The sequence below is a fragment of the Acinetobacter sp. XH1741 genome (assembly GCF_041021895.1).
Classification (GTDB): domain Bacteria; phylum Pseudomonadota; class Gammaproteobacteria; order Pseudomonadales; family Moraxellaceae; genus Acinetobacter.
The window spans coordinates 3,782,509-3,799,933 of the sequence record NZ_CP157428.1 but is presented as its reverse complement, the minus strand read 5'-3'; the positions used below and the strand labels follow the sequence as shown (position 1 = coordinate 3,799,933).

At 35.6% G+C, this 17,425-nt stretch carries 16 protein-coding genes; 14 read left to right on the top strand and 2 right to left on the bottom strand.

Features of this window, described 5'->3' with window-relative positions; genetic code table 11:
* Positions 1–87: 87 nt before the first annotated feature.
* From ABLB96_RS18215 to ABLB96_RS18200, 4 genes are all read left to right on the top strand, one after another.
* Positions 88–1,350 (top strand): integrase arm-type DNA-binding domain-containing protein, encoded by a 1,263-nt coding sequence (locus tag ABLB96_RS18215; protein ID WP_348898342.1) that lies wholly within the window; start codon positions 88–90, stop codon positions 1,348–1,350.
* 323 nt (positions 1,351–1,673) lie between these two features.
* Positions 1,674–2,198 (top strand): hypothetical protein, encoded by a 525-nt coding sequence (locus tag ABLB96_RS18210; protein ID WP_348898341.1) that lies wholly within the window; start codon positions 1,674–1,676, stop codon positions 2,196–2,198.
* A 606-nt stretch (positions 2,199–2,804) separates the two neighbouring features.
* Entirely contained in the window at positions 2,805–3,062 is a 258-nt protein-coding gene (locus ABLB96_RS18205) for a helix-turn-helix transcriptional regulator (RefSeq protein ID WP_348898340.1), read from the top strand.
* A 145-nt stretch (positions 3,063–3,207) separates the two neighbouring features.
* A complete protein-coding gene (locus ABLB96_RS18200; protein ID WP_000343018.1) occupies positions 3,208–4,416 on the top strand; it encodes an IS256-like element ISAba26 family transposase in 1,209 nt (402 codons plus the stop codon).
* An 88-nt stretch (positions 4,417–4,504) separates the two neighbouring features.
* On the opposite strand, the gene ABLB96_RS18195 is transcribed toward ABLB96_RS18200, so the two are convergent.
* Entirely contained in the window at positions 4,505–4,735 is a 231-nt protein-coding gene (locus ABLB96_RS18195) for a helix-turn-helix transcriptional regulator (protein ID WP_348896213.1), read from the bottom strand.
* 195 nt (positions 4,736–4,930) lie between these two features.
* On the opposite strand from ABLB96_RS18195, the gene ABLB96_RS18190 reads away from it, so the two are divergent.
* The 10 genes from ABLB96_RS18190 to ABLB96_RS18145 all read left to right on the top strand — a co-directional run bounded on the left by ABLB96_RS18190 (position 4,931) and on the right by ABLB96_RS18145 (position 15,742).
* The gene (locus tag ABLB96_RS18190) at positions 4,931–5,656 is read left to right on the top strand and encodes a hypothetical protein (RefSeq protein WP_348896212.1); all 726 of its coding nucleotides are present in this window, start codon (positions 4,931–4,933) and stop codon (positions 5,654–5,656) included.
* Between the two features lie 303 nt (positions 5,657–5,959).
* Positions 5,960–6,388, top strand: coding sequence for a PAAR domain-containing protein (locus ABLB96_RS18185; protein ID WP_348896211.1), 429 nt, complete (start codon positions 5,960–5,962; stop codon positions 6,386–6,388).
* A gap of 16 nt (positions 6,389–6,404) precedes the next feature.
* A complete protein-coding gene (locus tag ABLB96_RS18180) occupies positions 6,405–6,923 on the top strand; it encodes a PAAR domain-containing protein (protein ID WP_348896210.1) in 519 nt (172 codons plus the stop codon).
* Positions 6,916–7,620 carry a hypothetical protein gene (locus ABLB96_RS18175; RefSeq protein ID WP_348896209.1) on the top strand — a complete coding sequence of 235 codons (705 nt, stop codon included), beginning with the start codon at positions 6,916–6,918 and terminating at the stop codon, positions 7,618–7,620. The genes ABLB96_RS18180 and ABLB96_RS18175 overlap by 8 nt, the downstream gene beginning before the upstream one ends.
* Before the next feature lie 6 nt (positions 7,621–7,626).
* Entirely contained in the window at positions 7,627–8,112 is a 486-nt protein-coding gene (locus tag ABLB96_RS18170) for an NF045616 family extracytoplasmic (lipo)protein (RefSeq protein ID WP_348896208.1), read from the top strand.
* A 702-nt stretch (positions 8,113–8,814) separates the two neighbouring features.
* Entirely contained in the window at positions 8,815–9,381 is a 567-nt protein-coding gene (locus tag ABLB96_RS18165) for a DUF2939 domain-containing protein (RefSeq protein WP_348896207.1), read from the top strand.
* Between the two features lie 368 nt (positions 9,382–9,749).
* On the top strand, positions 9,750–11,021 hold the full coding sequence (locus tag ABLB96_RS18160) for a HAMP domain-containing sensor histidine kinase (RefSeq protein WP_348896206.1): 1,272 nt from the start codon (positions 9,750–9,752) through the stop codon (positions 11,019–11,021).
* 67 nt (positions 11,022–11,088) lie between these two features.
* Positions 11,089–13,839 (top strand): bifunctional [glutamate--ammonia ligase]-adenylyl-L-tyrosine phosphorylase/[glutamate--ammonia-ligase] adenylyltransferase, encoded by a 2,751-nt coding sequence (gene glnE / locus ABLB96_RS18155; RefSeq protein WP_348896205.1) that lies wholly within the window; start codon positions 11,089–11,091, stop codon positions 13,837–13,839.
* 24 nt (positions 13,840–13,863) lie between these two features.
* Positions 13,864–14,790, top strand: a complete 927-nt coding sequence (locus ABLB96_RS18150; protein WP_348896204.1) for a branched-chain amino acid transaminase — start codon at positions 13,864–13,866, stop codon at positions 14,788–14,790.
* A gap of 67 nt (positions 14,791–14,857) precedes the next feature.
* Positions 14,858–15,742, top strand: a complete 885-nt coding sequence (locus tag ABLB96_RS18145) for an ELM1/GtrOC1 family putative glycosyltransferase (protein WP_348896203.1) — start codon at positions 14,858–14,860, stop codon at positions 15,740–15,742.
* Here ABLB96_RS18145 and ABLB96_RS18140 read toward each other — a convergent pair.
* Positions 15,727–17,301 carry a phosphoethanolamine transferase gene (locus ABLB96_RS18140; protein WP_348896202.1) on the bottom strand — a complete coding sequence of 525 codons (1,575 nt, stop codon included), beginning with the start codon at positions 17,299–17,301 and terminating at the stop codon, positions 15,727–15,729. The genes ABLB96_RS18145 and ABLB96_RS18140 overlap by 16 nt on opposite strands.
* Positions 17,302–17,425 lie beyond the last annotated feature (124 nt).

Here is a 17,425-nt window from a genome sequence, read left to right as displayed (position 1 = left end):
TTAAGTTTATATCGCTTTTTATACATTGCTATACCATCTAGAAATGGGTACCCTTATTGGTCCCCAGTAAGTTTATGTCTATTTTTTATGGCTAAGCAAGTTCGTCCTTTAACAGATACTAGATGTGCCTCTCTAAGACCTAAAGATCAAGAATATCTAGAATCTGATGGAAGTGGATTGTGTCTTAGAGTACGTTCAACAGGAGCGAAAACTTGGATTTTTAGATATACAAGTAGGGTAAATGGTAAAAGAGAAAAGATTACGTTAGGTGCTTATCCTGCATTATCTTTGGCTAAAGCTAGAGAAAAAAGACATGAATTTTTAACAATGCTTGCAGAGGGATCGGATCCTAAAGAGCAACTTTCTATTCTTTTAGCAAAGAAAAATAATGTAAATACTTTAGAAAATGTAGTTAGAGTTTGGCTTGATGCTTATGCAGTTAGAAAGCCTCTAAGTGAAGATACTAAAAGCAAGCAATTAAGAAAATTTGAAAATCACTTATTTCCTAAGTTCAAAGATAAAACAATTGAACAAATTACACTTAGGGATTTAAAAGATGCTTTAAATGTAATTTATGACCATTCTCCTGATAATGCTCAAAGGATTAGAGCCTCATTGATTCAAGTTTATAGTTACGCTGTTCAACACAGCTATATACAAACAAATATAGCTCGTGATTTAGAAGATATGGATTTGTCTGCTAGAAAGAGCCATAGAGCGACTTTTAGATCATTAGACCTAATTCCTCAACTGATACGGCGTATTAAAGCAGATAGTGGTAATCCCTTAACTAAATTATGTCTATTATTGGGATTACATACTTTTCTTAGATCATCAGAAATACGTTTTGCTAGGTGGAATGAAATCGATTTAGAAATGAAAGTATGGAGAATACCATCTAGTCGTACATTGATTGAGGGAGTGAAACATTCTGATAGAGGTGCGAAGATGAAGGTAGAGCATCTTGTTCCACTATCTGAACAATCTATAGAAATATTAAAACAAATATATCAGTACAGTGGTAGCTATGATTTTGTTTTTCCAAGTCCAAATAATAAGCGTAATTTTATTAGTGAAAATACACCTAATGATGCTCTACGCCGTATGGGATATTCAAAAGATGAAATTAGTTTTCATGGTTTTAGGGCATTAGCTCGATCTGCACTAGGTGAGATGTCAATGTTTTCGAGAGATGCTTTGGAAAAGCAGATGAGTCATCAAGAGAGAAATGAGACAGTCGGAGCTTATACACATATTGCTGAGTATCTAGAAGAAAGAGAAAAAATTATGCAAGTATGGAGTGATTGGTTGAGTGCTATTAGAGAATGGAGATTATATAAGTCCGCATGAGTATGGGAGACGTCTAAGACTTGGGGCTATAGAGGGGTAATTATCGGAATGCAGGTGATTGCACAAATAGTTTAAAAAATAGGGATTTTACCGCACTAATCCGCCATTCTGGTGCTTCTTTTGATGCTATTTATTTTAATGGTATGAAAGCCTGTCAAACAGTTGCACCATAAGGGTTTCATTAAAAGAAATCTTGTTAATTTTATGTTGGTTTTTTCTTAAAAAACTATCACTAGTTATAGGTATTAGATAGATATACTAGTTAGATATAACTTAATTAGTATTTAAAGTTATTAATTAGTAATTATTGGGGAGAAGAAATTATGAGTGAAACATCAGCAGAAAAAAGAAAGAGAAAATTAATTACTGAGTTGAGAGATCACCAGTGGCTCTATCAATATAGTGTATTTCCTCGATTAGAAGGAGCGGATAGAGAAGAGGATAAAACTAGAGCCGAGGAAATTATCTTATCAGGATTGGATAAGTTTAGAGATAAATTAAGAAGAAAAGTTTCTAATATAGGCATTCTTTTTGAGCTTAGGAAAATGAATGTCACTCTAATAAGAGGGTTTCAAACACAATATAGAAGAAAAAATTTCGTACAAATTTATATTACCTTTCATGCATCAGCAAAAATTGAAGAAGAGTTGTTACATGGAATTGTAGAAGCCATATATGGAGATGAAGTAAATATTAAAGCCAGATTATTGGGTGAACAAGATGTACTGAGAGCAATCGAAAAAATCCGAATACAAGCATTACATGATTTTTCTTCATATTACGAAATCAAGGGAAGAAAATTTAATCGTTACTCAGGTATAAATCGATCGAGTTTTATAAGAAGATAATAAATTCTGTAATGTTAATAAATGTAATTACAATTTTAATTTTCAATTCTTAAAGTAAAAAATGCTTAACTTAAGTTTTAACTAAGTATGTTAAGTATTTAGCCTAAGAAAAAAGATACTTGAAAAGGAGTTAAAAGGTAAAAAAGAAAATAAGGGGTTTGAAGGGGGGGAGTAATCTAAAAGGTATTCTTTCTTATCATTTAAAGGGAGGAATTTGTCTCTAAGTATAAATTATTAAGTAAACAGAGTGTTGTTTCCCACTCATGCTCTATAAAAATTATTGTCTAGATATTTCTAACCTTAAGGTGATTAATTTAGAGGGTGGAGGATTCAGGGTTAAGCTGAACAAGTGATGTTAATTTTTATAAAAAAATTAATAAAATTATTAATGAATACCTTTAGTTATACATTATGACCTCTTAGCATTAAAATAGTTTATTAATGAGAGAATCATTGTTTTATGTGCTTTTAAAGGCTCTTGTAGTTGCCATAGAGCGCGTTTGATAGCATGGTGGCTACAACCCTATATTGTTAGTGTTAAGTGGCTGTAATCTCTTATAACGGCTGTTTAAATTGATCTATATGAGAGTGAGAGGTGTGTTAAAGATGGGTTCTTTAAATCAAAGTCTGAGAGTGACTCAAAATGTGTTAAGAGTGCCACTTCGTTTAACAAAAAATGAAGTATGCACCTTATTGGGAGTGAGTAGAGATAAGTTAAGTAGAATGGAAAGAGAAGATGAAAATTTTCCGAAGGGCATGAAGGAGGGAGTCACAAGACAAGCTGCTGTCTATTATGATTACCAAGAGATAGTAGAATGGTATGAAAATTGGAAAAGTATGATGCGTACAGCTACATACAGTTAAGCGAAGGTTCATAGTCTGTAAAGAGTATGAAGATGTGTCATTGAGTTATAACAACTAAAAATGTTTGACAGGGACTGTTCTAAATTTTGTGTAAGTACTTAATTTTCATTTATCCTTCAGAGGATAATTACAAAAGGTACTTCACATGGATGAAGCAACAATCAAAAGTATGGCTGCCGAATTGGCTAAAGGTCTAAAAACACCAGAAGACTTAAACCAAATGACAGCAGTCTTTAAAAAATTCATGATTGAAACTGCACTCAATACTGAACTTTCAGACCATCTCGGTTATGAAAAGCATCAGCCCAAGAAAGGCTCAAATAGCCGTAATGGGTTTAGTTCTAAAACCATTACAACTCAAGATGGACAACTGGCTTTAGATATTCCCCGTGATCGAGAAGGTTCATTTGAGCCACAAATTATAAAAAAGCACCAAACACGCATCACCAGTATGGATGACCAAATCCTCTCACTGTATGCAAAAGGAATGACTAATAGGGAAATTGTAGCCTTCTTCAAAGAAATGTACGATGCCGATGTGTCAGCATCTCTCATCAGCAAAGTTACCGATGCTGTGATTGAGCAAGTGACTGAGTGGCAAAATAGAGCCTTAGATAGCCTTTATCCTGTTGTCTATCTTGACTGTATTGTTGTCAAAGTCCGTCAGCACTCCAATGTGATTAACAAGTCCGTATACCTTGCTTTAGGCATCAATATGGATGGGCAAAAAGAATTACTGGGTATGTGGATTGCTCAGACAGAAGGTGCCAAATTCTGGCTGTCAGTCATGACAGAGCTAAAAAATCGAGGAGTACAGGACATTCTTGTTGCCTGTGTAGATGGATTAAAAGGCTTCCCTGACGCGATAGCCTCTGTTTACCCTCATACTGATATTCAACTGTGTATCGTGCATGTTGTACGCAATAGCCTGAGATTTGTAAGCTGGAAAGACTACAAAGCTGTTACGTCGGGTCTGAAAGCGATTTATCAGGCAAGTACAGAGGAAAATGCTTTAAAATCCCTAGACATCTTCTGTGATCAATGGAATCACCAGTATCCCAAAATTGGAGAATCCTGGCGGGCCAATTGGGAAAATATCCGAACGATCTTTAGCTATCCAGCCGAAATACGTCATGCAATTTATACAACAAATGCGATTGAGTCGTTGAATAGCGTAATACGCCATTCAACGAAGAAAAGGAAAATCTTTTCATCTGATGACTCAGTAAAGAAGGTCATTTACTTAGCAACATCAAATGCTGCGAAGAAATGGACGATGCCAATTCAAAATTGGCGTTTAGCAATGAATTGGTTTACGATTCAGTTCGATGATCGATTAAAAGATCATTTATAAAAAATGGAACTTACACAAAATAATTTACAGGCTCGTTTGACACATTACAAGATGAGAAACTACAACCATCCGTTAAAGATTAAATATATTAATTTTGGTCTAACTCTGGTCTTTCTAATAATAGACTAGGTTCAATTTTTAAAGCTTTAGCCAGTTTATGAATATTAAGTAGAGCAATATTTCGTTTCCCTCTTTCTACTTCACCAAGATAACTTCTACCAATACCACTTTCTAAAGCTAAACGCTCCTGAGAAATTCCCTTAATTTTTCTAAGTTCTCTTAACCGCAATCCAAATAAGATTAAAGGGTTTTCTTCCATTGCTTAGCTACATACACAAATAGAAAGGATCTTAGAATTTCACCTCTTATAAGACCACTCCCTATAATAACCCGCTATATAAGAGCACACTCTATAAGTGACATTTTTTGATGCTCTATGTATGATTGCTGATACAAATATTATTTTGGGGGAAATATGGAAAATAATTTCTATAACAGAAAAAAGAGCTTGTTTATGTCATCGAAACAGCAAGGTAAAGCTGGAGTAGTCCTATTGATAATAGTAGTTCTAATTGTTTTTTTAGCTTCTTTAGCGATTAGTTCATCATGGAATACGGATGAGTATTCTCCAATAGTTACACAAACAGAAAGTGAGATTAAAGGTACAGAGAGCAAGGAAGTGGAAGTACCTATCCCTATTAGTGATTCATCAGATAGAGGCAAATATTTTTTAGTAAGCAAAGAAAGTAATAATGATGGATTCATTGTTATTTATAAAAGAATTGGTGTAGAGCAGACCCTGTTTAATAAGTATGAAATCAAATGTAAGACTGGGAAGATGCGGGTTCTAGGAGAAGGAGATAGTATTGATAATATAAAGAATTATTCTGAAAAAGGTTCGTGGTTTACTCCTGTGTCCGAAGCAAGCACAGGTGATACCTTTAATTTTATCTGTGGTAAGAATAAAAAAACTAATGAAGTAAGAGAAAGTTCCGTTAAACAGTCATTCGGTAACTTGCAATATAAGGTAGAACCAGAAGCAATAATTAACTCAAAAATTGATGAAGATATTCTTTCACAGCTTATTCTTGCTGTACTTGTTAATGGTTATAAGTGTGACACTGTATCTTCTGCAATTCCATATATTCGTGGGGGAGGCTATACAATGCAGTGTAATAACTATCAACATAAATATGAGATAGAAGATAAGGGAGGAAATATTGTTGTGACAGTACAATAGATAAGCTATATAAAAATGAATAATCATAATTTCCTATTCGAGAACCATATTACGGCGTAATCATATACGCCGTTTTTTATTGCTATAAATTACTTTTGCTTTTAATTGAAATATAGCGTCAGCTATCGTCGCTAAACTCATAATTCTGTATATAATCTTGAAAAGATAATCGATAATATTTCTTCTTATAGAGGATAATCAAATAATATTTCCAAATGTCAATTTCATTATTTACATATTATTTATTTTTTAATTTAAGTGAGTTTTGATATTATTGTATTGAAAATTAGATCAGGAAACATAATGACAAATCCTATTTTTTTAAAAGACCTTCCTATTGAACAATTAGAAAAGCTTTCAGAAAATGATATTCAACAAATTTCTAATGCTGAACAACTCTATTGGAATAATAAACCTCATACTATTTACCATGTTGCTGTACATGGTGCTAAATCCATGAATGGGGGGTTAGTTAATGCATCATCTAACAGTTCAAAAATTAAAGGATTATCTATTGCTCGTGTAGGTGATGAAGTTATTTATGCAGATGGTACAACCTCTAAGATTATCTCTGGTGCTGGTACAGCATGCGTTGTTGAAGGCTTACCAGTAGCATTAGTAGGTAGTCGCTTAGAAAATGGTGATGAAATTATTGATAGTCCTAATACTTCTGTCGCTATCAGAATTTATAAAGATCAACCAAAGCCTAAAAACTTTTTAAGTCATGACTAATTTTAAGGAGTAAATCATGGCTAAAGGTTTTGCAATCCATAATGCTATTACAGATCATGGTGGAATTATTCCATCTACTCAAATGAGAACTTCTCAAATGGGAAACTTATTTGTTAGAGCTGGTGATGGTCATATGTGTCCTAAATGCAGGTGTTGGTCTGTAGTTATTAAAAGCCATGACCATATAATTATGGATGGTAAGCCAGTGGCATATGCAGGTGATAAGCTATCATGTGGAGCAACTATTCAACCACAACAGTCTCATGTTGTAGGGGATAGTGGTAGTCCTTATAGCCGATCATCAGATAATACAAATAATTCTAGTTTTGTTCCTACCCTTCAATATGGTCAGAGATTCTTATTGCAAGATGAGCTAACAGGAGAGCCTTTAAGCAATGTATGTTATGAAGTAGAAAAAGGTGGAAATATTATTCATGGGAAAACGGATGCAAAAGGCTTTACAGATTTAATTACTAGCGAAAATAAAGAAGAAATCCAAATTCATATCATATATGAGGAACATGACCATGGCTGATATTTTTACAAATAAGAATGAAATTGATACTCGTGAAAAAATATTTTCAATGAGTGAAACACTAGAAGAATTGAAAAAGAAAGGACCAGCACCAACAAAAACAATAAATATTGTGACACGAAGAAGGCTAACTGATAGAGAAATTATAATGTGTAAATCAGTCTTTAAAGATTCGATTGACTATAAAAAAATTTGGATCGTTATGGGAGGTTTTGTACAGAGTTTATCTGGTAATGCTATTACTCCCTTTGGTCATATTATTACTCTTCCACGAAAAGATTATATAGACAATCCTGATTTTACAACAGCAGATCCATCATTGAGACATTGGTTTATGCATGAGGTAACACATGTCTGGCAGAATGCATTAGGCTTTCAAGGTATGAATAAAGTAAAACGTGTCTGCCGTGGTGAATATTTCAAAACAGTTGGCTCCCCTGATGCAAGTAGAGGTGAAGATATATCACCATATGCAACAGATTTAAGAGGTAGAGACTTATATAAAAAATTTAATGAATTTAACTACGAACAACAGGGGCGTATTATAGAACATTATTTTGATGCTAAGTTTCTAAGATATGCAAAGCCTACTAGAAGACATCATCAACTTAGTCTTAAATTAGAACCTTATGTTTTATATACTTTAAAAGAATTTTTAGAAAATCCTAATGATAAATCTCTATTGCCATCGAGTTAAATTTCTATGAAATTATTATATTTACTAATTTTTATTAGTAGTGCTGTTAGCGCCTCTCCATATGCCACCCTATATGCAAAAATTAAAGACAATGATGTCTGTGTATTTACAAAAGGAGGTTATGATAAAACACCCGATGACAAAACGTTGATTTACATGGGGAAAGTAGATGGAATTAATGCCTTTCATGATTCTTATTCAAAAACTTATTTGAATCTTAAAATGCCTATTATTGAAGAGAACTGTATTAAAATTAATAAATCAGAGTTTAAAGAGAATTTGCCCTATTCCATTTGGCTTGAAACTGATCAAGAGTATAATCAACGAATATGTGTAAATCAAAATTCCGAAGGAAAAACTGTATTATTAGAAGCTAAAGCAGATCTAGAAAAAGGTACATATTGTGGCACTAACCAATATGATTACTCTAGCAATAGCCTTTGGACTAAATTAAAAAATCTCTATTATTGGTTAATGAATCTCTTAAATTAAAATACTTTTAAAAAGATCATTGATTGCTTTATATACTATACATGTATTCATTTATAGCTCTTCATTTTCCTCAAGTGAAGAGTTTTTACTACTATATACTGATTGAATCTAGTTCATTCCGAGGAGTAGAGATAGTGGGTAAATAAGGGTGGTTTGATCAGACTTATTAAAGGTGTTAGGTATCATAAGTATTACTTTACTTTTAAACAAATTAGTCCAATTTTTATATCACTTAGGTACTCTAACTTAAGAATTCATCTTTGGATTAGATAACTTTTTTGGTCCCCTTGATGGATCCCTGTTTGTTATGTTATTATATTATTTGATATTTATCAGTTATTTATGTTTTTATTTGAGTCCGACCCTCGGACCAAGATTCAGAATCTTATGATTCTACGAAAACCCCTAAGCTAACGGCTTAGGGGTTTTTTGTTGGGTTTAAAATGATTGCCTATTAATTATAATTTAGCTTTTTTATTGTTAATGCTTAATTTATAGCAAAGTTTAGATCTCTTATGAAATTTCATTTGGGAGATGATTTGTGAAAATAAGTGATGATCTATAATTTTAGTGAAATTGACAGATTTATTCTTTATTCAAAGTCTTGAGCTGTGATTTTTCAGTAGAATATAAAAGAGAAGATGTGACATACCATTTAGGTAGGATTATTTTTCTACCCACTATTTTACAATTAGAGAGTAAATGATGAATAAAAAAATTATAGGGATTATCTTCGGGTTAATCATTTTGATTTTTGGATATTTATATGCTTCGCCTTATATCATCTTAAATAGTATTAAGAATGCATTGAAAGAAAATGATAGTGAAAAGGTTTCTGCTTATATTGACTATACAAGCGTACGCCAAAGTCTCAAAGATCAGATGAATACTTATATGTTAAAAGGAATCACGACTAAAGAAGCAAATGGTTGGGAAGCTTTAGGTGCAATGATGGCTTCAACTTTGGCCGAAAAGATGGTTGATGCGGTAGTAACACCTGAAGGTATGACCTTAATGCTACAAGGGAAGGATCTTAGAAAAAGTTTAGCTGGGAATATAGAAGATACACCTAAAGAAAGCACAGATACCCCAAAGATAGAATACAAAACTCGGTATTTATCAATGAATATGTTTGAAGTAACTTTGAAAAATAAAGAAAATGGTAAGGATATGAAAATCATTATGGAGCGTGATGGTTTGAGCTGGAAAATAAAAAAGATTGTTCTACCAATGGATGAGATAAAGGCTAAACAAAAATTAGAGTCGTAATTATACTGTGGATATGGACGCTGGTATTCAACTGTATGGTTATAATGTCCAAGCAAGATAGTTAAATCATTAAAAATAATAATCTGAAAAAGGCCAAGTTATTGGCCTTTTTTGAAAGAATACTATTTATAAACTCGCATTTCTAACGTCTTTCAACTCTTCACCTTCAAACATTTGTTGTATTTTTCTCAATCATACCCACTTTATGTATCTGAAAACCTTTAATTGAAACTTCACATTTCTATTTCGAAAAGAACGTTGCTCTTTTTATGTACTGTGTTAAAGTTTGTAGTAGATCATAATGATTATAAGTACATTTCTCAAAGAGCGGTTCCGACCAACAACGACAAAATCTGTGAGGCGGGCAAATGACATTCCAGCGTTTAGAACTACATCAGGTTGAGCAATTAAGTGCTTGCAGAATATCACTATTACTTGGATTAAATGCCGAGCAGAACTATATCGAGCAATTTTTCCGATTTAGTCTTCGCCTGTTGAAATGTCAAAAAGCCTTATTAACTTTTAATCAAGAACCTTACTTTTGGCACCGTTGTCCTGAAGGCATAACTGCAATTTCTTTTAAACCATCGAAACATATAAAACAGTGCTTTGCTAAACAACAAGTGATTAATCACTCACATCCTTCCTATCAAAATTTAACCAATTATTTGAAAGAATTAAATATTGAATGCAGCCGAGCCTTAGCCGTACATCTTCTCCACCCTGATAAAACTTCTATGGGTTTTGCTGTCTTTTTTGATGACGATGAAGCAACTTTTGAAGATGATAATATTCAATTATTACTCGATTATTGTTCTACGTTTATGCAGCAAGTCGAGTTAAAGTTTAACTACGAAGAGTTAAACGAACTTTATGAACAACAGGTTGCTATTAATTCAAGTAAAACAAAATTTTTCTCGATTATTTCACATGATCTACGTGCGCCGTTTCATGGACTGCTGGGGTTTTCTGAGGTACTTGCCAAAGAGCGTGAAACTTTAGATGAGTCTAGTATTCAAAATATTGCAGATTATTTATACGACACCTCACAATCGACCTATAACTTATTGGAAAGTTTGCTGACATGGGCAATGGCAGAGGGTGGACGTTTTGTTTATCACCCCATTAATTTCAAGCTTAGACAAGTGAGCAATATCGTTTGTGATGTACTGCGTACTTTAGCTTTAAAGAAAAATATTGAACTGGTTAATGATGTGCCGGAAGATTTAAAAATCTATGCCGATATCAACATGATGACTTCTGTGATTCAAAACTTAGTGTCAAATGCGCTGAAATTTACTGACATTGATGGGTCGGGTAAAGTCTTTATTGAGGCTAGACAGGTCGACGCAAATGTAGAAATTACTGTTCGAGATACGGGTTTAGGCATGACCGAGCAGCAAATGGCAAATTTGTTTCATCCTCGTATTACAGCAAGTTTCAAAGGCACCGCTGGTGAAAAAGGTGCTGGTTTAGGTTTAAGTCTTTGTAAGCGTTTTGTCGAAATTAACCAAGGGGAAATTAGTGTGAATTCCCAAAAGGGTATTGGAACGACATTTAAAGTTTTATTACCTACAGCTCAAGACAGTCATGAGACACTTAGCGAACATCATTCTTCATCGGAAGCAAAATTAGTCTAATCCCTTTTCCTACTACTACTCTAACTGCTATAACTAAAAAGAGAGTCTGAGGAAAAGAGCTTTTTATATGAATGCGGAGCAGTTACAAAAAACATTGCGTGCGAGTCAGTACGCAGAACAAGTTTTAGGCTTGCATCAAACTGTTTTAGAACAAGATTATCAAATAGATCAATTTACTGCACCGCTCTCAACTGAACAAATTTACCAATTTGTAGAAACAACCCTTGATGGCATTGGCGATGAAACAACCTGGATGCGAGCACTTCGCATTTTACGCAGTCGTTTAATGTTCCGCTGGATTTGGCAAGATGCCAATCAACTTACCGATGTTGTCACACTCACTCGCGAACTTTCTGATTTTGCTGATGCCAGTATTTGTGCAGCAAAGGATTTTGCACGTGTAGCACTTGTGGCGAAACACGGTGAACCGATGAGTTACTCTGGCAAAGTTCAAGATTTGATTGTAGTTGCCATGGGCAAGCTTGGGGCACAAGAGCTTAATTTGTCGAGTGATATCGACCTGATTTTTGCTTTTGATGAACAGGGCGAAACTAATGGCCGTAAATGCATTGATGTACAGCAGTTCTGTATTTTGTGGGGACAAAAACTGATTTATTTACTTGAGCACATTACCGCAGATGGTTTTGTGTTTCGGGTAGACATGCGTCTACGCCCTTGGGGTGATGGTTCTGCATTAGCGATTAGTTATGCCGCTTTAGAAAAATATTTAAGTCAGCATGGACGTGAATGGGAACGTTATGCATGGATTAAAGCTCGCATTATAACTGGTGGTAAAGAAGGGCAGGACTTGTTAGAGATGACACGTCCTTTTGTATTCCGTCGTTATGTCGATTACACCGCTTTTGCTGCTATGCGTGACATGAAGGCCATGATTGAGCGTGAAGTTTTACGTCGTCATATTGAGGATGATATTAAACTCGGAGCAGGCGGTATTCGCGAAATTGAGTTTATTGTTCAGGTATTCCAGCTTATTTATGGCGGGTCAAAGCGTGAGCTACAAGACCGTCAGTGCTTGGTCAGTCTAGAGCACATAGGTGATGCAGGTTTATTAGAAAAACAGGCCGTGTTAGAGCTCGAAGATGCTTACCTATTTTTACGCCGTGTTGAACATGCGATTCAAGCACTCAATGATCAGCAAACTCAGTTGCTGCCAGAAGAAGTGGAACAAAGACAACGCATTATAGATACCTTGGGTTTCGCAAGCTGGAATGAATTTATTGATGTGCTTAACGAGAAACGTCAAAAAGTAAAAGTTCAGTTTAAGCAACTGATTGAAGATACTAGCTCTAATGCTGCAACTGAAAATTTTGGACAGTTGGAGCAGCAGTTAGATGAAGTGTTAGATGACAATGCAAAAAATTTGATTCATGAGTTTTGGTATGGACATGCACTTAAAAAACTTCCTTCAAATGCTGTGCAGCGTTTAAAAACGTTTTGGCCTCATTTGATTGAAGCGATTTTGCAGTCCGAACAACCTCAAACAGCACTATTACGTTTAATGCCGCTGATTGAATCAGTCATGCGTCGAACTGTGTATTTAGTCATGCTGATTGAAAGTAAAGGTGCATTGCAACGCTTAGTGAAAATGGCGACTGTGAGCCCATGGATTTGTGAGGAGTTAACGCAATATCCAGTACTGCTGGATGAGTTTTTATCAATGGACTTTGAGTTGCCAAAACGTAAGGACTTAGAAGATTCATTGCGTCAGCAGTTACTTCGTATTGAGATAGATCAAGTCGAAGACCAAATGCGAGCACTCCGCCTCTTTAAAAAGAGCAATGTACTCACGGTTGCTGCAAGTGATGTATTGGCTGAAAGCCCACTCATGAAAGTCTCCGATGCATTAACAGATATTGCTGAAGTGAGTGTTAACGCAACCTTGCATTTAGCTTACCAGACCGTAGCAAAACGTCATGGTTACCCAAAGGATATTGAGGGAAAACGCTGCTCGCTCGACTACAAAGCCTTTGCTGTTATTGGTTATGGCAAAGTGGGGGGTATTGAGCTGGGCTATGGTTCTGACTTGGATCTTGTCTTTATTCACTATTTAGATGAACAAGCCGATACGGATGGAACCAAGTCAATTAGTGGCTTTGAGTTTGCCATGCGTGTTGCGCAAAAGTTCATGTCTCTCATGACCACGCAAACACTCGATGGCCGTGTCTATGAAATTGATACGCGCTTAAGACCTTCAGGGGAAGCTGGTTTATTGGTGACCAGTCTGAAAGCCTATGAACATTATCAGTTGAAAAGTGCATGGCTTTGGGAGCATCAAGCATTAGTTCGTGCGCGTTCTATTGCTGGTGATGAAACCCTCTGCCAAAAATTTGAAATATTTCGCCGCGAGATATTGACTCAATCTAGAGATGAGGCTTATGTTCGTGAGGAAGTGTTGAAAATGCGTCAGAAAATGAAAGACCACTTAGGTTCATCTTCTGAACAAAAAAAACATGGTATTTTTCATTTAAAACAGGACGCAGGTGGTATCGTAGATATCGAATTTATGGCACAGTATGCTGTACTTGCATGGAGCGGGACGAAACCCGATCTCGCCCATTATTCTGATAATGTAAGAATATTAGAAGATGCTGCTAAAGCAGACTGCTTATCCAGTGAAGATGCCACAGCATTAATTCGAGCCTATCTTAGTGAACGTGCCGAAAGCCACCGCTTAGCCCTTGCAAATCAATCCATGCAAGTAAGCGCAGCGGACTGGCGTAGTACCCGTGCGGTCGTTTGCAATTTATGGCAAAGATTAATAGACCCAACCGCCTCGGTTGAGTTGGATAGTGAATGATTTTATAACAATTTGGAGTGTTCCATGAATTTGGCTGATCGTGATGGTTTTATTTGGCAAGATGGAAAATTAATAGATTGGCGTGATGCAAAAATTCACGTTTTAACCCATACTTTACACTACAGTATGGGCGTATTTGAGGGTGTTCGTGCTTATGAAACACCTAAAGGTACTGCGATTTTCCGTCTTCAAGACCACACAAAACGTTTGTTAAATTCAGCAAAAATTTATCAAATGAAAGTACCGTATGACCAAGCAGCGCTTGAACAAGCACAAATCGATGTTGTACGTGAAAATAAATTAGCTTCTTGCTATTTACGTCCGCTTATTTGGATCGGTTCAGAAAAACTTGGCATTGCAGCAACGAATAACACAATTCATGCAGCAGTAGCAGCATGGGCGTGGGGTGCATACCTTGGTGATGAAGCAATGGCGAAAGGTATTCGCGTTAAAACTTCATCATTTACTCACCATCATCCAAACGTGACTATGTGTAAAGCAAAAGCATCTGGTAACTACACCTTGTCAATTCTTGCTCACCAAGAAGTTGCACACTCTGGTTACGATGAAGCAATGCTCATGGATCCACAAGGTTATGTATGCCAAGGTTCTGGTGAAAACGTATTCTTAATTAAAGATGGCGTTTTACATACTCCAGATATCGCTGGTGGTGCACTTGACGGTATTACACGTCAAACTGTGATGACGATTGCTAGAGATCTTGGGTATCAAGTTGTTGAGCGCCGTATTACACGTGACGAATTCTATATTGCAGATGAAGCATTCTTCACTGGTACTGCTGCTGAAGTAACACCAATTCGTGAATACGATGACCGTCAAATCGGTGCAGGCTGCCGTGGTCCAATTACCACTGAAATCCAAAAGACTTTCTTTGATGCAGTTCAAGGTAAAAATCCAAAATATGAACACTGGTTAACTTACGTAAAATAAGTTAATCCGTTAACATGAAAAGGCGAACATTGGTTTCGCCTTTTTATTTTTTGGTTAGGGAGTTTTTATGCATATTGTCTATGTCTCTGATGGTAAAGCAGGGCATCGTTCACAAGCTTTAGGTTTGTTTCAGGCGATGCAAAGACAGCAGACAAATGCAACTTTTGAAGAAGTTTCTATTCATGACTTGCCTATAGGCTCTTTAATCAAAGCACTTTTCTCTTCAGCAAATTTCTTATTTAAACAAGCGCCCGATTTTATATTTGGGGTGGGAAGTCATACGCACTTTCGTGTCTGGTTACTCGGTAAAATTTTTAAAAAGGCTAAGACTATTATTTTAATGAAGCCAAATTTACCTATTGCTTGGTTCGACTGTGCTGTGATTCCAGAGCATGATGGTATTCCTGCAAATGGTCGCGTCATTGTTACACGTGGCGCCCTCAATCCAATCTGTAATGAAAACCGCCATCAAGCTTCAAGAATTTTAATCGCATTGGGTGGCTCATCTAAACGTCATCAATGGAACCAAGAGAAAGTATTATTGAGTGTTCAACAAATTGTTGAGAATAATCCAGACTCCGAAATTGTTCTGACAACTTCACGACGAACCCCAGACGGTTTTATTGATATTTTAAAGCAACAAAGCTTTGCCAGAAAATTACAGATATATCCAGTTGAGCAAACACCTCAAGGCTGGATTTTTGAAGAAATGCAAAAAGCAGAAGCAGTGTGGGTAACAGAAGATAGTGTGTCTATGATTTTTGAGGCGCTTACTGCTGGTTGCCGAGTCGGTGTGATTGCAATGGATCGCATCAAACAAGATCGTATTACCAATGCAGTTGATATGTTGCTACAGAACAAGCTCATAACAAATGCATTTGTTATCAATTTGCTTCCTGAAGCACAGGTCTTTCAGGAAGCAGATCGGGTCGTGCATCAATTCACTAAATGACATTGGTCATCATCATAACCTGTATCATAGTTAACCGTTTCTGATGTAGCTAAAACCTCTCTTGGATAGGTTTTATATTTTGAATTAAATAAAGATTTATCTTGAGAAATAGTTTTACAGTGAATACCTCTCATATCTAAGAGGGTGGGCAATATATTAATTGAGCTAATTGCACTGCTTTGTTCTTGCGAAAGAATATTCGCCATTTGTGGATTGTGCTGTTTCCAAGAGCTTGAACTCCACATAATTAAAGGAACATCGAAATTATTTTTCATATCTAAATGTAATGAGCTATTTTCTCTACATTCTCCAAGATTCAAGCCATGGTCAGAGGTGTAAATTAAATTGGCGTCCACGTTGGTTGCTTTTAATTTTTGGATGACTTCGTTGAGCAGATAGTCTGTATAAAGTACCGTATTGTCATAGGTATCTTGGAATTTATTAAATTGCTGTGGATAGCGTTTTGCAAAATCTGCATGTGAACCATAAAGATGCAAAACAATGAATTTATGTGGTGTTTTTTCTGCCAATGCTCGATCAAATGATTTGAGTAGCTCTGCATCATAATGCGTTTCGAGTGATGCTGAATATGAATGTTGTGTCAAAAAATGCGTTTCTTGAGCAGAAGATGCGTAGGCTGAAACTAGAGAATCATATTCACCATATTGAGATTGTGCGCTAAACCAATAAGTTTTATAACCTGCTGCATTGAAGGCATTCACAATAGATGGGCTTAAATTATCAGTACCGTTTAGCTTACCTGTTAATAAGGTAGGTACAGACTTACTGGTCATATAAGAGCCTGAAATCGTATTATTAAATAACCATAAATCTTGTTTATATTTTGCTAGATAAGGCGTCGTATTGTTTTTTGCATAGCCAAATAAACTTAAACGATCACGTCGAGCACTTTCACCAATAACCAGTACCGTAGTGGTAGGGCGAGTTTCCTTGACTTGTGTACATTCAATCTTATTTTGTGTTGCTATAAAGTCTTTTACACGGTCTACCTCAAGGCTCGCTGCAGGTAAGCCAAGAAGTAAATTTAAAGGATAAGATTGTTTAAAATGACGATAGATATTTAAAAAACCTTGCTCATGGTCAGGTGCTTTAAAGTAGCGTTGAATAGGTGAAAAGATGAGACATAAGGCTAAAATACGTAGCCATATTGGGGTTTTTAGTCTTTGATTTGGAATAAAATAATAAAAGAAAACCAGAGGGACGATATACGCAATAATTAAACTAATTGCTAAAGGAAAATCTAATGTGGATAAATAAACTTTACCTTCAGTTGTCGAGCTTCCTAAAATGGTAAGCCATACTGATATTTCAGTTGGAGCGTTATAGGTAATTTCGTAATAGAGCGCAAAAGGGCTTAAGAGATAAATAGGTAAGCTAAGCCAGAAAAAACGGCGATAATGATAAATTAAAAAAACGAAAAAAATAAGCGGATACAAAGCCTTGAGAAAGCCATCACCCGAAATAATGCACGATGGAACAAGGAGCATAAAGCAATAAAGAAAGAACCATAACTTTCCTGTCTTGAATTGAAAAATCACGCTAAGCTGTTCCAAGTGTAAAAGCGCGATATCATCCTATATTTTGATAACAGGGTCTACATAAAATCAGGCATGATATAATATTTTAGTTCATCTCCAGAATTGATGGAATTATAGAGTTTAG